The organism is Collinsella aerofaciens (genome assembly GCF_040926265.1).
Lineage (GTDB): Bacteria > Actinomycetota > Coriobacteriia > Coriobacteriales > Coriobacteriaceae > Collinsella > Collinsella aerofaciens_BB.
In genome coordinates, this window is record NZ_JBCOIL010000004.1 from 73,127 (window position 1) to 91,912 (window position 18,786).

At 61.3% G+C, this 18,786-nt stretch carries 16 protein-coding genes; 12 read left to right on the forward strand and 4 right to left on the reverse strand.

Going from position 1 to position 18,786, the window contains the following annotated elements; translation table 11 throughout:
* Nucleotides 1-118 precede the first annotated feature (118 nt).
* Complete coding sequence (locus tag AB5767_RS02020) at nt 119-3,010, forward strand: ATP-dependent helicase (protein WP_368131707.1); 2,892 nt, start codon at nt 119-121, stop codon at nt 3,008-3,010.
* A 278-nt stretch (nt 3,011-3,288) separates the two neighbouring features.
* Here AB5767_RS02020 and AB5767_RS02025 read toward each other — a convergent pair whose 3' ends face one another.
* A complete protein-coding gene (locus AB5767_RS02025; protein ID WP_438265970.1) occupies nt 3,289-4,221 on the reverse strand; it encodes a type I phosphomannose isomerase catalytic subunit in 933 nt (310 codons plus the stop codon).
* Between the two features lie 74 nt (nt 4,222-4,295).
* Nucleotides 4,296-5,015 carry a GntR family transcriptional regulator gene (locus tag AB5767_RS02030; RefSeq protein ID WP_368131710.1) on the reverse strand — a complete coding sequence of 240 codons (720 nt, stop codon included), beginning with the start codon at nt 5,013-5,015 and terminating at the stop codon, nt 4,296-4,298.
* Between the two features lie 337 nt (nt 5,016-5,352).
* On the opposite strand from AB5767_RS02030, the gene AB5767_RS02035 reads away from it, so the two are divergent.
* From AB5767_RS02035 to nhaA, 3 genes are all read left to right on the forward strand, one after another.
* Nucleotides 5,353-6,306 (forward strand): ROK family protein, encoded by a 954-nt coding sequence (locus AB5767_RS02035; protein WP_368131712.1) that lies wholly within the window; start codon nt 5,353-5,355, stop codon nt 6,304-6,306.
* 168 nt (nt 6,307-6,474) lie between these two features.
* Nucleotides 6,475-7,398 carry a manganese-dependent inorganic pyrophosphatase gene (locus tag AB5767_RS02040; RefSeq protein ID WP_006235927.1) on the forward strand — a complete coding sequence of 308 codons (924 nt, stop codon included), beginning with the start codon at nt 6,475-6,477 and terminating at the stop codon, nt 7,396-7,398.
* 267 nt (nt 7,399-7,665) lie between these two features.
* A complete protein-coding gene (gene nhaA, locus AB5767_RS02045; protein WP_368131714.1) occupies nt 7,666-9,024 on the forward strand; it encodes a Na+/H+ antiporter NhaA in 1,359 nt (452 codons plus the stop codon).
* Between the two features lie 332 nt (nt 9,025-9,356).
* Here nhaA and AB5767_RS02050 read toward each other — a convergent pair whose 3' ends face one another.
* Entirely contained in the window at nt 9,357-9,611 is a 255-nt protein-coding gene (locus tag AB5767_RS02050) for a hypothetical protein (protein ID WP_161115881.1), read from the reverse strand.
* A 149-nt stretch (nt 9,612-9,760) separates the two neighbouring features.
* On the opposite strand from AB5767_RS02050, the gene AB5767_RS02055 reads away from it, so the two are divergent.
* From AB5767_RS02055 to AB5767_RS02085, 7 genes are all read left to right on the forward strand, one after another.
* Nucleotides 9,761-11,065, forward strand: a complete 1,305-nt coding sequence (locus AB5767_RS02055) for an aspartate aminotransferase type Ic (RefSeq protein ID WP_138113353.1) — start codon at nt 9,761-9,763, stop codon at nt 11,063-11,065.
* Between the two features lie 51 nt (nt 11,066-11,116).
* A complete protein-coding gene (locus tag AB5767_RS02060) occupies nt 11,117-11,431 on the forward strand; it encodes an STAS domain-containing protein (protein WP_035137695.1) in 315 nt (104 codons plus the stop codon).
* A gap of 154 nt (nt 11,432-11,585) precedes the next feature.
* Entirely contained in the window at nt 11,586-12,188 is a 603-nt protein-coding gene (locus AB5767_RS02065; RefSeq protein ID WP_368131716.1) for a twin-arginine translocase TatA/TatE family subunit, read from the forward strand.
* Nucleotides 12,188-12,979 (forward strand): twin-arginine translocase subunit TatC, encoded by a 792-nt coding sequence (gene tatC / locus AB5767_RS02070; protein WP_022093860.1) that lies wholly within the window; start codon nt 12,188-12,190, stop codon nt 12,977-12,979. The genes AB5767_RS02065 and tatC overlap by 1 nt, the downstream gene beginning before the upstream one ends.
* Nucleotides 12,980-12,985: 6 nt before the next feature.
* Complete coding sequence (gene hypA / locus AB5767_RS02075) at nt 12,986-13,342, forward strand: hydrogenase maturation nickel metallochaperone HypA (RefSeq protein ID WP_117565013.1); 357 nt, start codon at nt 12,986-12,988, stop codon at nt 13,340-13,342.
* A gap of 55 nt (nt 13,343-13,397) precedes the next feature.
* Nucleotides 13,398-14,081: a hydrogenase nickel incorporation protein HypB gene (hypB, locus tag AB5767_RS02080; RefSeq protein ID WP_138374518.1), complete on the forward strand. Its 684-nt coding sequence runs from the start codon at nt 13,398-13,400 to the stop codon at nt 14,079-14,081.
* Between the two features lie 54 nt (nt 14,082-14,135).
* Nucleotides 14,136-16,727 carry a DNA topoisomerase I gene (locus tag AB5767_RS02085; RefSeq protein WP_368131719.1) on the forward strand — a complete coding sequence of 864 codons (2,592 nt, stop codon included), beginning with the start codon at nt 14,136-14,138 and terminating at the stop codon, nt 16,725-16,727.
* A 145-nt stretch (nt 16,728-16,872) separates the two neighbouring features.
* Here AB5767_RS02085 and AB5767_RS02090 read toward each other — a convergent pair whose 3' ends face one another.
* Nucleotides 16,873-17,856, reverse strand: coding sequence for a zinc-ribbon domain-containing protein (locus tag AB5767_RS02090; RefSeq protein WP_368131720.1), 984 nt, complete (start codon nt 17,854-17,856; stop codon nt 16,873-16,875).
* A 246-nt stretch (nt 17,857-18,102) separates the two neighbouring features.
* Here AB5767_RS02090 and tmk point away from each other — a divergent pair, with 246 nt between their 5' ends.
* Complete coding sequence (tmk, locus tag AB5767_RS02095) at nt 18,103-18,786, forward strand: dTMP kinase (protein WP_055310417.1); 684 nt, start codon at nt 18,103-18,105, stop codon at nt 18,784-18,786.

Sequence of the window (18,786 nt, forward strand, 5' to 3'; positions counted from 1 at the left end):
GGTGACGCACGGAGTCGTGGTGTGATTTGCGTCGGTGTCCGCGCGGGTCGGTATACTGGTACGGCTCAAACTATGGCGCCGCCCGCAGGCGCGCCGTCCGTCAGATGAGGAGTCGCCCATGACCCAGCCCTTGCCCTGGGAAAAGAATGCCGCGGTACCCGTGCCGCCCGCGCCGGAACCCGTGCCGCTCGATGCATACACTGCCCCCGCTGCGCCGGAACCCGAGCTCGTCCCGCTCGACATCTACGACGCTCCCGCGCCGGCACCCAAGCCGCTCGTCGACATCGACAGCCTTAATTCCGCCCAGCGCGAGGCAGTTCTGACCACCGAGGGCCCGTTGCTGGTGCTTGCCGGCGCCGGCTCGGGCAAGACCCGCGTCTTGACCTTCCGCATCGCACATATGCTCGGCGACCTAGGCGTTAAGCCCTGGCAGATCCTTGCCATCACGTTTACCAACAAGGCCGCGGCCGAGATGCGCGAGCGTCTGGCGGCACTCATCCCCAGCGGTACCCGCGGTATGTGGGTGTGCACCTTCCATGCTATGTGCGTGCGCATGCTTCGCGAGGACGCCGACTTGCTGGGCTACACCGGTCAGTTCACCATCTACGATGACGACGATTCCAAGCGCATGGTGCGCGATATTATGCAGGCGCTCGGTATCGAGCAAAAGCAATTCCCCATCAATATGATCCGCAGCAAGATCAGTTCGGCCAAAAACGCCATGATCGGCCCTGAGGACATGCTCAAATCCGCCGACAGCCCCAACGACAAAAAGGCCGCGCAGGTCTACCTGGAGCTGGAACGCCGCCTGCGCGCCGCCAACGCGATGGACTTCGACGACCTGCTCGTGCGCACGCTCGAGCTGCTGCGCACTCGCCCCGAGGTGCTCGACAAGTACCAAGAGCGTTTCCGCTACATTAGCGTCGACGAGTATCAGGACACCAACCACGTCCAGTACGAGATCGCCAACCTGCTAGCCGCCAAGTACCAAAACCTCATGGTCGTGGGCGACGATGACCAGTCCATTTACAGCTGGCGTGGCGCCGACATCACCAACATCCTGGACTTTGAGAAGGACTTTAAAAACTGCAAGACCGTCAAGCTGGAGCAGAACTACCGCTCTACGGGTCACATCCTGAGCGCCGCCAATGCCGTGGTGCGCCACAACTCGCAGCGCAAGGACAAGCGCCTGTTTACGGCCGAGGGCGACGGCGAGAAGATCCAGGCCTTCCAGGCAAGCGATGAGCGCGACGAGGGCCGCTGGATTGCCGGCGAGATCGAAAAGCTGCACTCCAAGGGCACGAGTTACGACGATATCGCCGTGTTCTACCGCACCAACGCCCAGTCGCGTATTCTCGAAGATATGTTCCTGCGCGCGGGCGTGCCCTACAAGATTGTGGGCGGCACGCGATTCTTCGACCGTGCCGAGATCCGCGACGTCATGGCCTACCTTAAGATGATCGTGAACCCGGCAGACGAGATGAGCGTCAAGCGCGTCATCAACACGCCGCGCCGCGGCATCGGCTCCACCTCGATCCAAAAGATTGAGCAGCTGGCGCGCGACAACCGTTGCTCGTTCTTCCAGGCTTGCGAGATCGCGTGCGCCGAAACCGGCATGTTTAGCGCCAAGGTGCGCAATGGCCTGTCGAGCTTTGTGTCGCTGGTGCGCGAGGGTCGCCGCATGGACGGCGAGCTCAAGGACGTCGTCGAGATGATTGTCGATAAGACGGGCCTGCTGCAGGCTTTCCGCGCCGAGGGCACCATGGAGTCCGAGAGCCGCGCCGAGATCATCCAGGAATTCCTGGGTGTCGCTGCCGAATTTGAGGAGACGCACGAGGATATCGAAGGCACGCTCGAGAGCTTGGAAGAGCTGCGCGCTGCTGGTGTTGCCGATGTGTCCGCCGACGTTGAGCCCGAGCCCGTTGTGGTGAGCGCGCCTGCGCCCGAGCCCGGCCCGTCTGCGCCCGTGTCTTCGTTTGAGGCGCTCGTTGGCGCGCGTGATGCCGCGGGTTCCAATCCGCTCGATAGCCTGGCCGCTCCGGCGCTTTCTCCGCAGGATGCCCTGGCCGCCGCCATCGCGGGCAACGCGTATGCCGCGCCGACTGAGCTGCCGGCGGGCGCCGTGCATGCTGACGAGATCGAGCGCACCTACGGTCCGCTCACTTGTAAGGCGCTGCCGGCACTCATGGAGTGGCTGGCCCTGCGCTCCGACTTGGATTCCCTGGCCGGCGAGACGCATGCCATTACCATGATGACCATCCACTCCGCCAAGGGCCTGGAGTTCCCGGCGGTGTTCGTGGCCGGCATGGAGGAGGGTATCTTCCCGCACGTGCACGACTTTGGCGGTAGTGACGATCCGGGCAAGCTCGAGGAGGAGCGCCGCTTGGCCTACGTCGCCATCACGCGTGCTCGCAAGCGCCTGTTCTTGACTTACGCCGCTACGCGCCGCACCTACGGCTCGACCTCTGCCAACCCGCGCTCGCGCTTCCTCAACGAGATCCCGTTTGAGGACATCGAGTTTAGCGGTATCGGTTCTGCCGGTTTTGAGGGCACGGGCTGGGAGAAGCGCGGCGATCGTCGTGGCACGTTTGGCTCGGGTATGGGCTCGGACATGTATGGCGGCAAGGTGTTTGGCTCGCATACGCGCTCGACCGGCGGCTCTGGATCGCGCAGCGGATCGAGCTTCGATGACTTCTTTGGCGGCAGCACTTATGGCACCGAGCGCCATCGTGGGGTTTCGCCCGACGCCGGCCGTGTTGCCTCGACCTTTGGCTCGGGCGCGCCGCGAGCCAAAAAGCCGTCGTCTAAGGTGTCCCCGACGGTGGAGCGCAAGGTCGATCGCGCCAGTGCATCACAGGACTTTGCCGCGGGCGATACCGTGAGCCATAAGACCTTTGGCACGGGTACCGTGATCTCGGTCGCCGGAGACATGATCGAGGTTCAATTCGAAAAGACCGGCCAGACCAAAAAGCTGATGAAGGGCTTTGCACCGATCGTCAAGCTGTCATAATCCCGGCGGACCTGGACGGGCGTATGGGGCAACATCGCCTGCTCGGGCAGTCCTGCTCGCACGGAGAGCACATTAAGTGCTCTCCGGCTCGTGCGGAACTCGCGATCGATGTTGCCCCATACGCCCGCCCAGGTTCTTAGATAACGTTGTTGCGCAATCGTCGCTTTGCTCGTCCGCTTTTTGATCTGGAGAGCCGGGTGGGCTGATATATATGGACAAGGGGCTCCCCCGTTGGTGAACGGGGGAGCCCCTTGTTGCGTTTGGGTTGTTGGTGCGAACTAGAGGTGGCTGATGATCAGTTCCATCTTGCCTTCGAGGTCGATGGAGCTGACGGTGCTGGGTGCCAGCAGGTGGCTTCCCTTGTGGACGGGGTCGCCGCAGACGGTGCCTTCGCCGTCGATGACCGACAGGCACATGAAGGGCCAGCGCTGGTCGAGGGTTTTGCTGCCGTCGACGCGCACACGATCGACGGTGTAGCAGGAGTTAGACTCGAGCTCGGTCACGCCGTTTACCTCGGGCGCGGTCACCGTGCCGTCGGTCGGAGCCTGGGCATCAAAGTCGATGCAGTCGAGGCTCTGCTCAATGTGCAGTGGGCGCAGCTTGCCGTCGGTGCCGGGACGGTCGTAGTCGTACAGGCGATACGTCACGTCGCTCGACTGCTGCGTCTCCAAAATGAGCGTGCCGGTCTTGATGGCGTGCACGGTACCGGAATCAATCTGGAAAAAGTCGCCCTTGTGGATCGGCAGCACGTTGAGCATGTCGTCCCAGCGGCCGTCCTCGATCATCTGTGCGGCCTCGGCGCGGTCATGCGCGCGCTGGCCGACGATAATCGTGGAGCCGGGCTCGCAGTCCAGCACATACCAGCACTCGGTTTTGCCCAGGCTACCGTTCTCGTGCTCGGCAGCGTACTCGTCGTTGGGATGAATCTGGATCGAAAGGTCGTCCTTGGCGTCCAGAATCTTGATGAGCAGCGGGAACTCCTTGCCCTCGCAGTTGCCAAAGAGCTCGCGGTGCTCGGCCCACAGCCACGACAGCGTGTGGCCGGCGTACGGTCCCTCCGCAATCTGGCAGTCGCCGTTGGGATGGGCCGAGATGGCCCAGCACTCACCGATGGGACCCTCGGGAATGTCGTAGCCAAACACGGTCTCCAACTGGCGGCCGCCCCAGATCTTCTCGTGGAAGATCGGCGTGAGTTTAATCAAATCGGACATGTGCATACTCCCATAAGGTTGTGCGGGTGCCGCGTAAGACGGCTCAAAACGAGCGCCCGCGTGACTACAAAAACCTATGCCAACGTTACGTTGTGCAACTCAAAGCGATCGCCAACGTTGCGCGAGATCGAATACTCAAAGGCGGCGCCGCTGTCCAAAAAGCCAATCTGGGTGAGCTCGAGCAGGGGAGAGCCAAGTTTGGTGTCCAGACGCTCGGCTTCTTCCTCGGTTGCTGCCACGGCGCGAATGGTACGGTGGAAGCTCGAAATCTTCAGCCCACATTGCTCGCGGATGAAGCGGTAGACCGATCCGTACAGGTCCTTCTTTTTAAGGCCTGGAATCAGCTCGAGGGGCATGTAGGTGTACTCGATAACGATGGGCTTCTCATCGGCCTGACGCACGCGCACGACGTGATAGGCAAAGTCATCCTCGGCAATTCCCAGCTGGGCTGCGATGTCCGCTGGTGGATTAACGATCGAGAAATCGTAGACCACCGAGGTCACCTTCTCCCCGCGATGCTCATACGAAAAACCCTGGGTACGGTCGTTTTTGCCCTGGAAAAACGCCTGGCCGGGAAGCCCCGCCGTGTCCTTAACGTAGGTACCCGATCCACGCCGGCTGGTAATAAGACCTTCTTCGGTGATTTGTTCAATAGCTCGTTTGACGGTGATTTTGGAAACGTTATAGAGCTTGCAGAACTCAACGACGGTGGGAAGCTTGTCGCCCGGTTTAAGAGCGCCATCCTCGATGCTTCGACGAATATCTGCAGCTATCGCCTCGTATTTGGGAACCAAGGAACCTCCTTTCCAACTTGATTGAGAATAAAAGAAAGTATAGTCAACACCTAAGTATCTCTATTGAGTTATTGAAAAGTTCGAGAAAGATAAAATTAAAAGTCGCCTCGCTTGTAAAATTAGAGCGTTTTAAATGATAAACATCTGAGTAGTGTCGTGTTGAAAAATGATCGGTCCGAGGACGGGGCCGAACCGATATAACACCCAGCGAACCGAATCTCGTACTCTGCGCTTCCCCAGATAAAACCTGCAAAAACAAACCTGTCCCTTTTTGGTAGGTTTTTGCCTTGGGAGCGGTACCATACAGGCAATGTTTAAACGAGAAAGGTGGGCTCCCATGGAACCTAAGCAATACTACATCGGCATCGACGTCGGCGGCACTTCGGTTAAGGAAGGACTGTTCGACGAGGACGGTAACCTGCTGGCCAAGGCCAGTGTGCCTACGCCTCCCATCGTTGACGCTGCGGGCTTTGCCGCGGTGACCGAGGCTATCGACCAGGTGGTCGCCAAGGCGCAGATTCCGCGTGCCTTTGTGGCAGGCATTGGCCTGGCCGTTCCGTGCCCCATCCCGGCATCGGGCGATGCCAAGGTCAAGGCCAACATTGCCATTAACCTGCCCGAGCTGAGGATCGCCATTCAAAAGCACTGCCCCGACGCGGTCGTTAAGTATGAGAACGATGCCAACGCCGCTGCCATGGGCGAGGCCTGGCTCGGTTCTGCCAAGGGCGTGCAGAACGTCGTGATGGTCACCATCGGTACCGGCGTGGGCGGCGGCGTTATCGTTAACGGCGACGTGGTATCGGGCGTTGTGGGCGCCGGCGGCGAGATTGGCCACATGTGCCTGAACCCGGCTGAAGAGCGCACCTGCGGCTGCGGTGGCCATGGCCACCTGGAGCAGTATTCCAGCGCCACCGGCGTGGTGAGCAACTACCTTGCCGAGTGCAAGAAGGCGGGCGTCGAGCCCATTGAGCTCACCGGGCCTTCTGATTCCAAGGACGTGTTCCAGGCCTGCCGCGAGGGCGACAAGCTCGCGTTGGCAGCTGCCGATACCATGGCCGACTACCTCGGCCGCGCACTGGCGCTTATTGCCAACGTGGTTGATCCCGAGATGTTCCTCATCGGCGGCGGCGCCTCCGCCTCGGCCGATTTCTACCTCGACAAGGTTCGCGAGCACTTTAAGCAGTACGCGCTTTCCGCCTCGCGCGAGACGCCCATTAAGGTCGCTTCGCTCGGAAACGACGCCGGCATCATCGGTGCTGCCTACGTAGCCCTGCGCGCTGCCGGTAAATAGCTGGTGCAAGGGGGACAGGTTACATTGCACCAACATGGTGCAAAAGGGACAGCCTTGGCCCCCGTGCCTGCGCCCCAAAATATGCCGTGGCCCTTCCGTCTGCGAAGGCTCGGCATCGGCGTGCTACCATAGCTACGTCCAAGTACACATATCAAGTGGAGGATATCCATGGCAAACGTTCTTGTCTTTGGTCACCAGAACCCCGATAACGACGCCATCATGAGCGCCGTCGTCCTGTCCCAGCTGCTCAACCAGGTTGAGTATGCCGGCAACACCTACGAGGCCTGCGCCCTTGGTCAGCTTCCGGCCGAGTCCGCCAAGCTGCTCGCCGACGCCGGCATCGCCGAGCCCCGCGTGATCGAGTCCGTCGAGGCTGGTCAGCTCGTCGTCCTCACCGACCACAACGAGTCTGCCCAGTCCGTCGCCGGCCTTAAGGACGCCACGGTCTTTGGCGTTGTCGATCATCACCGCATCGGCGACTTCGAGACCGCCGGCCCGCTGCACTACATCTGCCTGCCCTGGGGCTCCAGCTGCACCATCGTCACCAAGCTCGCCGGCGTGCTCGGCGTTGAGCTTTCCGACGTCCAGGCCAAGCTGCTGCTCTCGGCCATGATGACCGACACGCTCATGCTCAAGAGCCCCACCACCACCGATGTCGACCGCGCCGTCGCCGCCAAGCTCGGCGAGCAGGTGGGCGTCGACCCGGTCAAGTTTGGCATGGAGGTCTTCCTCACCCGTCCGTCCGGCTCCTTCACCGCAGCCGAGATGGTCGGCAACGACATCAAGATGTTCGAGCCTGCCGGCAAGAAGCTGCTCATCGGCCAGTACGAGACTGTCGACAAGAGCCGTGCGCTTGGCATGATCGACGAGATTCGCGAGGCCATGCGCGCCTACGCCGCCGAGAAGGGTGCCGACGGCATCGTCCTGTGCATCACCGACATCATGGAGGAGGGCTCGCAGGTCCTGCTCGAGGGCGAGACCGAGGCTGCTCAGAAGGGCCTGGGCATTGCCGACGAGCACGACGGCGTCTGGATGCCGGGCGTCCTCTCCCGTAAGAAGCAGGTCGCTGCCCCCATCATGGCCGCCTGCTAGGTTTAGTTGACCAAACGCCACGACCGGATCGCGGACGCCCCGCGCTCCGGTCGTTTTTTGTGCACGTCGCCGCGTCGTCTCTTGGACAGGCGTGCCCGTGCCGTTGAGCAAATAATGTTCAACCTGTGGTTCCGCTTTTCGGCCACGCTTGCGCGCTTGTCGTGCAGGGTAGGCTAGATGCAAGCGTAATACGTTAGAGCGCGGCGCCGCCACTTGGGCGGGCCGTGCTTTTTTAAGACGGGAGCTTTCCCGTGAAAGGAGCCGCCCATGGCAGCACCCGAGCAGCTGTTCAACGTCCGTGAGCGCAAGCGTTTTGAGCGCCACGACATTTGGGAGCGCATCACCGAGAACGGCACGATTTCCGCCGCCGTCATGGTCTTCGCCGCCATCGCCGCCGTCATTTGCGCCAACACCGATGCCTACGAGGCCATCCATCACTTTTTGGAGACCCCGCTGTATGTGGGTCTGGGCAACCTTGCGGCCGGTCTCACCGTTGAGCTTTTCGTCAACGACTTCCTCATGGCGATCTTCTTTTTGTTGGTGGGCATTGAGCTTAAGTACGAGATGACAGTTGGCGAGCTCAAGAACCCGCGCCAGGCTATGCTTCCCATGCTGGCGGCCGTGGGCGGCGTCGTCGTTCCCGCCTGCATCTATCTGATCTTTAACCATGCCGGCGCGCACAACGGCTGGGCCATTCCCATGGCAACCGATATTGCCTTTGCGCTGGGCGTGCTGTCGCTTTTGGGCAACCGCGTGCCCAACGGCGTGCGCGTGTTCTTCTCGACGCTCGCCATCGCCGACGACCTCATCTCCATCGCCGCCATCGCCATCTTCTACGGTCAGAGCCCCAATCCGTTTTGGTTGGGCGCCGCCGCGCTTGTGACCTGTGCGCTCGTGTGGCTCAACAAGACGCAGCATTACCGCCTTGCCCCGTATTCGGTACTGGGCCTGCTGTTGTGGTTCTGCATGTTCAAGAGCGGCGTGCACGCTACGCTTGCTGGCGTCATCCTGGCCTTCACCATCCCGGCCAAGTGCGGTGTTAAGCTTGATAGCCTCACCGATTGGCTGGGCGAGTGCTTGCCGCTGCTCGATGACCGCTACGACGACGAGGCGCACATCCTGGGCCAGCATGACTTTACCGTCTCGACCACCAAAGTCGAGCGCGTCATGCACCGCGTGACCCCGCCGCTCATCCGCATGGAGCGCCTGATCTCCACGCCGGTCAACTTTGTGATCCTGCCGATCTTTGCGTTCGTCAACGCACAGGTTCGCCTAGTGGGCGTGGACATGAGCACGCTGCTCACCGACCCGGTGACGCTCGGCGTGTACTTTGGCATGCTGCTGGGTAAGCCGATCGGTATCTTTGGCATGACGTTCGCCTTGGTCAAGCTCAAGGCCTGCGAGCTGCCGCACAATGTCAACTGGCATATGATTGCCGGCGTGGGCATTCTGGGCGGTATCGGCTTTACCATGTCGATTCTCATCAGCGGCCTCGCCTTCCCGACGGCCCAGTTTGAGGTTCTGGCTGCCAAGGCCGCTATTCTCGCCGGCTCTGTCACCGCGGCCGTACTTGGCATGATCTACATGAGTGTGATCTGCAAGCACCCCGCGCCCAAGAACGAGTAGGCGCGTAGAAACAGACGCCAGAGCCTGCTCGAGCGCGTGTAAAACGCGGTTTTGAGTGGTACTTGCCACCTGCCGGACACCCCAGTGGCCAAAAAACGCCGTTTGTGAGTACTGTCACAAACGGCGTTTCATTTTAGGCGCGAAAAATAATGTACAAATCTATTCTGTCTGTGCATTAACGATTGCGTGGCTGGACGAAAAATGCTGATGCATCCTTCCAAAACCGGACACAAAAGGCCAAGACTGGCCTTTTTAATTCAAAATCGCTGTTACTAAAAAAGTAACAGTACTCATATTTGCTATTTTTTGACCACAGGCCCCAATGACTAGGTTTATTCCACGGTGCCGTAGATGGCGCCCCAGCCGTGGGCGGCCAAGGCGGAGTTGAGCTGGTCGCAAAGTGACTGGCGGTCGTAATAGCCGGGCGGTAGCAGGTTCACGATTTCCATGAGATCGGGCGCCAGGTCCAAGATTTCGGCCTGTACGATCAGATCCAGGCGGTCGATGGCGTGGCGGTCGTAAAACAGTCCGTCGACCAGGCGCTGAAGGTCGCCGAATTCCTCGGTCTGGAACGATCCGTACTCCATAGTGCCTCCTTGGGCGCTTCATGCCGGCATGCGCGGCGATTCGTAATTCATTGCGATGGACTTAATCTATCACGGCTTCATAACGTTGCGACGGTGGCGGTCTATACTTAGAAGAATTGCAACGTACCGCTTCGTGAAAGGTCGCACCCATGCAGACGATCTACCAGAAGATGGAAACCACCGAACTCGATGCCGCCATCGAGGCGCTCAAAGCCGAGGTCGCCGAGGTCAAGGCCAAGGGCCTGGCGCTCGACATGGCCCGCGGCAAGCCGTCGCCCTCCCAGGTGGACATCTCTCGACCCATGCTCGATATCCTCAATGCCGATGCCGATCTGCACGACGGCAACGTCGATTGTTCCAACTACGGCTGCTTTGAGGGCATTCCCTCGGCACGCAAGCTGGCAGGGGAGTTCCTGGGCTGCCCCGCTGAGCAGACACTCGTGCTGGGCTCGTCGAGCCTGCTGATCGAGCACGACATCGCCGGCATGTTCTGGCGCTGTGGCTCGTGCGGCAGCGAGCCCTGGGAGGCTTACGAGGCAGCGCACGACGGCAAGAAGGTCAAGTTCCTGTGCCCGGTTCCCGGCTACGATCGCCACTTTGGCATCACCGCCGACTTGGGCATCGAGAACGTTCCCGTCGCGATGACCGACAACGGCCCCGATATGGACGAAATCGAGCGCCTGGTTGCCGCCGACGATTCCATCAAGGGTATATGGTGCGTGCCCAAGTATTCCAACCCCACGGGCATCACCTTTAGCGAGGACACTGTGCGTCGCCTGGTCGAGATGCCCACGGCCGCGCCCGATTTCCGCATCTTCTGGGACAACGCCTACTGCGTGCACGACCTGTACGACGAGACCGATGAGCTCGCAAACATTTTTGACCTCGCTCGCGCGGCGGGCACCGAGGACCGCGTGGTGGCCTTTGCCTCGACGTCCAAGATCACCTTCCCGGGCGCCGGTATCGGCTTTATCGGTGCGAGCCCCGCGGTCATCGCCGAGTTCTCCAAGCGCCTGAAGGCCGGCCTCATCAGTGCCGATAAGCTCAACCAGCTGCGTCACGTGCGCTTCCTTCCCACCATCGAGGCGGTCAAGGAGCACATGAAAAAGCATGCCGAGTTTTTGCGCCCGCGCTTTGAGGCCGTTGAGCGCAAGCTCACCGAGGGCTTGGGCGATACGGGTTGCGCTACTTGGACGCACCCCCGCGGCGGCTACTTTGTAAGCTTCGATGGTCCCGAGGGCTCGGCCCAAAAGGTCGCCGCGCTCTGCGCCGACCTGGGCGTCAAGCTCACACCGGCCGGCGCCACTTGGCCCTATGGCAAGGACCCGCGCGACACCAACATCCGCATCGCGCCGAGCTATCCCACGGTCGAGGACCTGGAGGCCGCGCTCGATGTGCTGGTGCTGGCCGTTAAGCTCGTCGCTGCCGAGCTTGCGCGTGCCGAGCGCGCCTAACGCGCGGCTTCCCGTACTATCCGCACTTTCGATACGTAAAGGAGCGTATACATGGATTTGGGTATTTCCACCAACCCCACGCCAGAGCTCTACACCATTAAGGTAACCGGCGAGATCGATATCTCTAACGCCGATAGCCTGCGCAATGCCATCGACCTGGCGCTCGAGCAGCCCACCGAGGCCGTTGAGCTCGATTTTGCCCAGGTGAGCTACATCGATTCGACGGGCATTGGCGTGCTCGTGGGCGCTGCGCACCACGCGGTCGACCACGGCAAGCGCTTTAGCTGCACCAATGTGCAGCCCCCGGTGATGCGTGTGGTCCAGCTGTTGGGTGTCGACCAAGAGATTTCGATCACCGCTGCATAATCTTTGCCCCCCAAAAGGGCGTGCCGTTTGGCATATGTTTGTGATGCGCTCGGACGTTTTGGCGTCCGGGCGCTATACTTGACCGAATGAATAGACGAGTTCCGGCCGAATGGCGCGGTGCGGGCTCGACTCACATCGAGCCTTGGAGGTATGTGTGTTTGGTATTGGAGAGGGTGAGCTCGCGATCATCGTGGTCTTCGGCTTTTTGCTGTTTGGCCCGGATAAGCTCCCACAGATGGGCCGCACGATCGGCCGTGCCATCCGTCAGTTCCGCGAGACGCAGGAAAAGATGACGGCCGTTGTTCAGTCCGAGATTATCGATCCGGTGAGCGAGGCCGCTTCGGCCCCGGTCAAGCCCAAGAAGGCTGCTGCGACCGACGACGATTCCGATGCGGACGAGGATGCCGCCGAGACGGCAGCGCCCGCAAAGAAGGAGACCTTTGCCGAGCGCCGTGCCCGCCTTGCCGCCGAGAAGGCCGCGAGCGAGGCTGCCGCCGAGGGCGAGGGTGCTGCTGAGGAGTCCGAGGCCGAGGGCGCCGAGCCTGCCGCTGCCGCCGAGCCTGTCGTCGAGCCCGAGCCTGCTGCAGAGCCAGAGTCCGAGCCCGAGCCGGCAGAGCCCACGACGGCTGACCTCTACGCCCGTCGTCCCCGCAAGCGCAAGGCCGTCGTCGACCAGCTCGCTCGCGAGCTCGAGGCCGAGGACGAGGCCGTTGCCGAGACTGCCACCGCCGACGCCTCGAAGGGAGGCGATGAGTAATGCCTATCGGACCTGCGCGCATGCCGCTCTTCGATCACCTGGGAGAGCTCCGTCGCCGCCTGACTATCGTGGTCGTGTCGGTGTTTGCCGCCGCCATCGTGCTGTATTTCGCCACGCCTGTGGTGCTCGACATCCTGGAAGATCCCATCCGCTCCTTTGTGCCGGACGGTAAGTTCTACATCACTACCACGCTCGGCGGCTTTGGCTTGCGCTTCTCGCTGGCCATCAAGATGGCCGTGGTCATGTGCACGCCCATGATCATCTGGCAGATTCTGGCGTTTTTCCTACCGGCGCTTCGCCCCAACGAGCGCAAGTGGGTCGTGCCCACGGTGCTCGCCTCGACGGTGCTGTTCTTCCTGGGTGCCATCTTCTGCTACTTCATCATCATTCCTGCGGGCTTTGAGTGGCTCATCGGCGAGACCTCGGCCGTCGCTACGGCACTGCCCGATCTGGAGAACTACGTCAACATGGAACTGCTCTTTATGATCGGCTTTGGCGTGGCGTTTGAGCTGCCGCTCATCATCTTCTATCTGTCCGTCTTCCACATCGTGTCCTACGCTGCTTTCCGCGGTGCCTGGCGTTATGTATACGTTGGCCTGCTCGTGGGTTCGGCTGTGATCACGCCCGACGGCTCGCCCGTTACGCTGGGTCTCATGTATGGCGCCCTGCTCTCGCTCTACGAGATTTCGCTCGCCATCGCCCGTGTGGTCATTACCGCGCGCGAGGGCAAGGAGGGCTTGTTCGTGAGTCGTCTGGACCTGTTCTCGGACGACGAGGACGACGAGGAGTAAAACGGTATGCACGAAGTTGGCATTGTCAACGGCATACTCGATACAGTGATTCGCGCGGCGCGTGGGGCGGGGGCCTCGCGCGCCGTTTTGGTAACGCTGCGTATCGGGGATATGACCGAGGTCGTGCGCGAAGCACTCGACTTTGCGTGGGAGACATTTCGCGACGAGGACCCGCTCACGCGCGGCTGCGAGCTTGCCGTGGAGGAGGTCCATCCACAAAGCGAGTGTCTGGACTGCGGCGAGGTCTTCGAGCACGACCGCTTCCATTGCCGCTGTCCCCAATGTGGCGGCGCCAACGTGCGTCTGCTGCACGGCCGCGAGCTCGACATCGCAAGTATCGAAATCGAAACCCCCGACGATTAGCCCGCTAGCCATCTGGTGATGGGGTATAAAGGGGCCAAAGTAAGGAGTGCCGAGTATGGCTGAGAAAACGATTGATATCGCGTCGCCGATTCTGTCGCGCAACGAGCGCCTGGCAGATCAGCTGCGACAGCGATTTAAAGAGACAAACACCTATGTGATCAATGTGCTGTCGAGCCCCGGTTCGGGCAAGACCACCACGATCCTGGGCACCAACGAGCGCCTGCGCGACAAGGCTGGCCTGCGCTGTGCCGTCATCGAGGGCGATATTGCCTCGGATGTCGACGCCATCACCATGAAGGAAGCCGGCATGCCCGCCATCCAGATCAACACGGGTGGCCTGTGCCACCTCGAGGGCAACATGATCATGGAGGCCGTTGACGCGTTCGACCAGGCCGTCGGTCTGGAGAACATCGACGTCATCTTTATCGAAAACGTGGGCAACTTGGTCTGCCCGGTCGACTTTGACCTGGGTGAGAACCTGTCCATCATGATTCTCTCGGTGCCCGAGGGCGACGACAAGCCCATCAAGTACCCGGGCATCTTCCAGCACGCCGGCGCGCAGCTGCTCAATAAGGTCGACGTGGCCCCGGCTTTCGATTTTGACATGGATAGGTATACTAAGACACTCGATGACCTCAATCCGCAGGCGCCGCGGTTTGCCGTGAGCGCGCGCAAGGGCGAGGGCATGGATGCCTGGTGCGATTGGCTCATCGGGCAGATCGAGCAAGCAAGGGCGTAAATCGGCCGCCATACGGGCGGGCGTAGCCGCAGAGACACGAGATAGGAGCCTCTTTTGAAGCTCATCATCGCCGAGAAAAACGACGCTGCGCGTCAGATCGCCGAGCGTCTGTCCACGGGCAAACCCAAAAAGGATAAGGTGTACAACACCGCCATCTACCGTTTTGAGTGGAAGGGCGAGGAGTGCGTGACCATCGGCCTGGCCGGTCACATCCTTGCGCCCGATTTTTGCGACAGCGTGCTGTTCGATAAAAAGCTGGGCTGGTATTCGGTTACTGAGGACGGCGAGATGCTGCCGGCCGACATGCCCGATGGCCTGGCACGCCCGCCCTACGACACCAAGCGCAAGCCGTTTCTTGCCGACGGCATCTCCATCAAGGGCTGGAAGCTCGAGAGTCTGCCGTATCTCACCTGGGCACCCGTCATTAAGCTGCCGGCCGAGAAGGAACTCATCCGCTCGCTTAAGAACCTTGCCAAAAAGTCCGACAGCGTCATCATCGCCACGGACTTCGATCGCGAGGGCGAGCTGATCGGTTCGGACGCCCTCAACAAGGTGCGCGAGGTGGCGCCCGACCTGCCGGTCGCTCGAGCTCAGTATTCTTCGTTTACCAAGGCCGAGATCACGCAGGCCTTCGATAACCTTGTCTCGCTCGACCAGAACCTGGCCGACGCCGGCGAGAGCCGCCAGCACATCGACCTCATTTGGGGCGCGGTGCTCACGCGCTACCTGACGCTCGCCAAGTTTGGCGGCTTTGGCAACGTGCGCTCCGCCGGCCGCGTACAGACCCCGACGCTCGCCTTGGTGGTCGAGCGCGAGCGCGAACGCATGGCGTTTGTGCCCGAGGATTATTGGCAGATTCGCGGCATGGGTGCCGCGCAGGGCGCTGCCGAGGATGACCGCTTTAAGATTGCGCACAAGACGACGCGTTTTACCGACAAGGATGCTGCCGAGACGGCGTATGGCAACGTCGACGGTGTCAAGACGGCAACCGTCGCCGCGGTGACCAAGCGCTCGCGCAAACAGCAACCGCCTACGCCGTTTGCGACCACCTCGCTTCAGGCTGCCGCCGCAGCCGAGGGTATCTCGCCTGCACGTACCATGCGTATCGCCGAGTCTCTCTACATGGCGGGCCTCATCAGCTATCCGCGTGTCGACAACACCGTATACCCCGCGACGCTCGATCTGGGCGCCGTGGTAAGCGACCTGGCAAAGATTAATCCGGCGCTGGCACCCGTGTGCAAAAAGGTGCTCGCCGGTCCTATGAAGCCCACGCGCGGCAAGGTCGAGACCACCGACCACCCGCCCATCTACCCCACGGGCGAGGGCGATCCGTCCACGCTCGATGGCGGCCAGCGTAAGCTTTACGACCTCATTGCCCGCCGTTTCCTGGCGACGCTTATGGGCCCCGCGACCATCGAGAACACCAAGCTCGAGCTCGACGTCAACGGCGAGCCGTTTGTGGCTTCGGGTGACGTGCTCGTGACTCCGGGCTTCCGCGAAGCCTATCCGTATGGCCTTAAGCGTGACGAACAGATGCCGCCGCTTGAGCAGGGCGATACGGTTGACGTGTTCGACATCAAGCTCGAGGCCAAGCAGACCGAGCCGCCCGCGCGCTACAGCCAGGGCAAGCTCGTGCAAGAGATGGAAAAGCGTGGCCTGGGCACCAAGTCCACGCGCGCGAGCATCATCGAGCGCCTGTATGCCGTGCGCTATCTCAAAAACGATCCCGTTGAGCCGAGTCAGCTGGGCATCGCCATCATCGATGCGCTGTCGCAGTTTGCCCCGCGCATCACGAGCCCCGATATGACCAGCGAGCTCGATGGCGACATGACCCGCGTGGAGCGCGGCGAGGACACCGAAGAGCATGTCGTGACGCACTCGCGCGCGCTGTTGGCCGGTGTGCTCGACGAGCTGCTCAAACATACGCAGGAGCTGGGCGACGCTATCAGCGACGCCGTCACGGCCGATGCACGCGTGGGCGCCTGTCCCAAGTGCGGCAAGGACCTGGTCATGAAGATGAGCGCCAAGACCCGTGGCAGCTTTATCGGCTGCATGGGTTGGCCCGACTGCGATGTGACCTATCCGGTGCCGAGCGGCGTTAAGGTGAGCCCGCTCGAGGGCGAGGCAGCCGTGTGCCCCGAGTGCGGCGCGCCGCGCATTAAGTGCCAGCCGTTCCGTCAGAAGGCCTTTGAGATCTGCGTGAACCCCACGTGCCCCACTAACTACGAACCCGACCTTAAGGTGGGTGAGTGCAAGGTGTGTGCCGAGGCCGGACGCCATGGCGACCTGATCGCACACAAGAGCGAGAAGAGCGGCAAGCGCTTTATCCGCTGCACCAACTACGATGACTGCGGCGTGAGCTATCCGCTTCCGGCACGTGGCAAACTCGAGGCGACGGGCGAGACCTGTCCCGAGTGCGGCGCCCCCATCGTGGTGGTCAACACGGCGCGCGGCCCGTGGCGCATCTGCGTGAACATGGACTGCCCGACCAAGGAGAAGAAGCCGGCACGCGGCCGCAAGACCACGACTAAGGCGAGCACGGCTAAGAAGACGACGTCGGCAAAGAAGACTGCTGCCAAGAAGACGACCGCCAAAAAGACGACGGCCAAGAAGTCGACTACCAAAAAGACCGCTGCCGACAAGTAGCCGCACGGTCGAGACATCACCTAAAACAAAAACGAGCGAGGACCTCAAAATCCTCGCTCGTTTTTTTATCTGGCAGTTAGGGACGTTCCTTTTCTGCCGGCAGTTTAGGAACGTCCCTAACTGCCGGCTCGGGAACGACAAAGCGCTAGTTCACTTCGACGGGTTTGGCGCCGGGGTAGCGCTCCTCAAAGTCTAGGCGGTACTTATTGTCATTGGTGCCCGCCACGTTGTCGCGCGACAGCGGCGCCACGATCTCATTCTTGTGATCCGCAGGCTTGGTGTATTTCAGGCTGATCTCCCAGGCATCACAGATTGCGTCAATGCGGTGATCCAGGTCGTCATACAGGGCAACGATGTCTTTCCAGGAACTGTAGTTCTTAGAGCTCGTCGGGACGTCCAGGTCCTCGACGATGTCGTAATACTGCTCGATGGTGTCCTCTGTGCGCTCGGCGACGTCGGCGAGATTTTGACGGGTGGTGCGATCTTCTTCCAGATAGCTGCCGTTGAAGTTCTGCGCGCAGCCACGGACGTAGTTGTCGAGGTCTTCGAGCAAGTCGTAGTATTCGCTCAGTCGGCGGTAGAGATTCTGCTCGGAGAGCGTTGCTTCGCCGCCATCCTCGTCGTCATCGTCATCATCGTCGTACAGGCTGTTGGGATCGCCGAGAGGCTTTAGGTCATCGTCGTCGACGTCATGGTGCAGCTTAGCTACCTCGGCAGTCGTCTGCGTGGCGGCGTTGTCGAAAGGCTTGATCACAAAGAAAACGACCAGGGCGATGATGATCGCCACCAGCACAACAATAACGGCGATAAGCGGCCCGGTGCCGCTCTTTTTGGGAGCGGGGGTCTGTGGCGAAGCGGGCGTGTATGCGGGAGCCGGCTCCTGTTGGGGCGAGCCGCTCGCGACGGGTATGCGCTGCGTGGTCTCGACGGCCGCAGGGCTTGCGGCGGGGTCGGGGCGATAGGCGAGGGGGTCGTCCGCCTTGGCTTGCGGCGTATCAAGGGAGCCGGTCTGCTCAAAAGCGGGCTGGCTATCGCTCGCGGTTGTTTGCTCAACGGGTGCACCGCACGAGGTGCAGAACTTGGCATTATCTGCAAGAAGCTTGCCGCACGAGGCGCAATACCGAGACATTGCCACTCCTTTCGCCACATTTCAATGCAATACGACGATTATACCCAGCGTCCAAAATTCCCCATCATAAGTTGCGGTGAAATAGGGACTGATTGAAGCTCTGAGACCGCCAAACAGTCCCTATTTCACCGCAACTTCGGGGATGCCTCGATGGCTAGGTTGGATTTGGGACGCGCCTGCCCCTGGGGTATCATGGCTTAGTTGATATATCTGCATTTACGCGCCTTGTAGGAAGGGGCTGCGCCCATGGCTTTTGAGCCCGCTCAACATAGCTTTATCACGCTCGAGGGCGTCGACGGCGCCGGCAAGTCCACGCAGGCGCGCCTACTTGCCCGTGCGCTCGAGCTCGCTGGCTACCAGGTTGTGAGCCTGCGCGAGCCGGGCGGTACCGCCATCAGCGAAAAGATCCGCGCCCTGCTGCTCGACCCTGCCAATACGGCGATGGGCGACACCTGCGAGCTGCTGCTCTACGAGGCGGCACGCGCTCAGTTGGTGCATGAGGTCATAGCTCCCGCCCTCGCTGCCGGCAAGGTGGTCCTGTGCGACCGTTTCTACGATTCCACGACCTGCTACCAGGCGTTTGCCGATGGCCTCGACCGTCAGATGGTGCGCGATGCCAACAACCTGGCTGTCACCGGTACGCATCCGGCGCTCACGCTCGTCTATCACATCACGCCCGAGCAGGCGGCGCTGCGCATGGCGGCCCGCGGTGCGGCGGATCGCATGGAGGCAAAGGGCATGGCCTTCCAGGAGCGCGTTTATCAGGGATTTTGTTCCATTGCTGCCGAGGAGCCAGACCGCGTGAAGCTCATCGACGCCACTGCGTCGATCGCAGACGTCTTCGCGCAGACGGTCGAGCTGGTTCGTGCGTACGGTCTCGACATCCCCCAGGATGCCGTCGCCGCTGCGCTTGCCCAGGAGGCTGAGTAA